The sequence below is a fragment of the Streptomyces sp. C genome, assembly GCF_000158895.1.
Classification (GTDB): domain Bacteria; phylum Actinomycetota; class Actinomycetes; order Streptomycetales; family Streptomycetaceae; genus Streptomyces; species Streptomyces racemochromogenes.
Map to the genome: position 1 here is coordinate 5,975,098 of NZ_GG657750.1, position 1,886 is coordinate 5,976,983.

Annotated in this window: 1 protein-coding gene; it reads left to right on the forward strand. The window is 73.4% G+C overall.

Going from position 1 to position 1,886, the window contains the following annotated elements; translation table 11 throughout:
* Positions 1-1,886, forward strand: a 1,886-nt coding sequence (locus SSNG_RS44125) for a condensation domain-containing protein (RefSeq protein ID WP_007267093.1), incomplete at both ends; no start/stop codon positions are given.

Here is a 1,886-nt window from a genome sequence, read left to right on the forward strand (position 1 = left end):
TCGAGGCCCGCGACGCCGCCGAGGCCTCCATCGCCGCCGTCTGGGCCCAGGTCCTCGGCCTGGAGAAGGTCGGCGTCCACGACAACTACTTCGACCTCGGCGGCGACTCCATCCGCGCCGTCTCCCTCGTCGGCGCCCTGCGCGAGGCCGGCTGGGAGACCAGCGTCCGCGACGTCTTCGAACACCGCACCGTCGCCAGGCTCCGCGCCGCCCTCGGCGACCAGGCCGGCGACGGCTCCGCCGAACGCGCCGACGGGCCCGTCGCCCCCTTCGCCCTGATCTCCGAGGAGGACCGGCTCACCCTGCCCGCCGACGTCACCGACGCCTACCCGGTCTCCCGGATCCAGGCCGGAATGCTCGTCGAGATGCACGGCCGCAGCGGCGAGAACCGCTACCACAACATCACCTCCTTCCGGATCCGCGACGCCCTCCCCTTCGACCCCGAGGTCTTCCGGCGCGCCGCCGACCTGATCGTCGAACGCCACGAGGTGATGCGGACCTCCTTCGCCATGGCCGGCTACAGCGAGCCCCTCCAGCTCGTCCACGCCGTCGGCACCGTCACCATGCCGTGCGTCTTCGAGGACCTGCGCCACCTGCCCCGCGAGGACCGCGAGTCCACCCTGTGGTCCTTCGCCGACCGCGACCGCGAGGAGCTGTTCGACCTCACCGCCGCCCCCCTCATGCGGATGGCCGTCCACCTCGTCGACGACGAGAGCTGGTGGCTGTCCATCACCGAGTGCCACCCCGTCATCGAGGGCTGGAGCTACCACTCCCAGCTGATGGAGCTGCTCCGCGCCTACAACGCGATCCGCGCCGGCGGCGAGCCCGAACCGGCCCCGCCCGTCCCGGCCGTGCGCTACGCAGACTTCATCGCCGGCGAGCTGCGCTCCCTGGCCAGTGCCGAGGACCGCGACTACTGGCGCGAACTCGTCGACGCCCACGAGAAGTTCACCATCCCCACCGGCTGGGGCGGCGACCCGCACGGCATCGACGAGCGCTACCGCATCGACATCGACCTCGCCGAGGTCGAGCCGGGCCTGCGCGCCCTCGCCTCGGCCGCGCAGGTCCCGTACAAGAGCGTCCTGCACGCCGCGCACAGCAAGGTCCTGTCGATGCTGACCCGGGCCGGGGCCTTCCGCGGCGGCATGGTCGCCGACGCCCGCCCCGAGGAGGCCGGCGCCGAGCGGGTCTCCGGCATGTACCTGAACTCCGTCCCCTTCCCCTACCGCACGGGCGCCGCCACCTGGGGCGAACTGGCCCAGGAGGTGTTCGCCCGCGAGGTCTCGCTGTGGCCGCACCGCCGCTACCCGATGCCCGCCATGCGCGTGCCCGGCGGCGAGAGCCACCTGATCGACGTGCTCTTCCACTACCTGGACTTCCACCAGGTCGACGTGGAGCTCATCGACATCATGGCCAGCCGCGACGACAGCCCCAACGAGTTCCCGCTCGTCGTCGGCACCCCGGTACGCGGCCACATGTCGATCGCCTCCCGTACGAGGACCCTCGCCAAGGCCAACGCCGAACGCCTCGCCGGGCTCTACAAGGCCGTGCTCGCCGAGATGGCCCGCACCGGAGCCGGCGGGGACGCCACCGGCGCCTTCCCCACCGCCTACGAGAAGGCCCGCCTGGCCGCGCCGCCGCTGCCGCACCCCGAGACCCCGGTGGACGTCCTCACCGGCTTCGAGGCACGGGCCGCCCACACCCCGTGGGCCACCGCCCTCACCGGCGCCGGCACCCCCGGCACCTCGTACGCCGAGCTCGACGAGCGGGCCAACCGCATCGCCCGCAGGCTGCGCGCCCTCGGGGCCGGCCCCGAGACCCGGGTCGCCGTCCTGCTGGACCGCGGGCCCGAACTGGTGGCCGCCCTGCTCGGCGTGTGGAAGGCC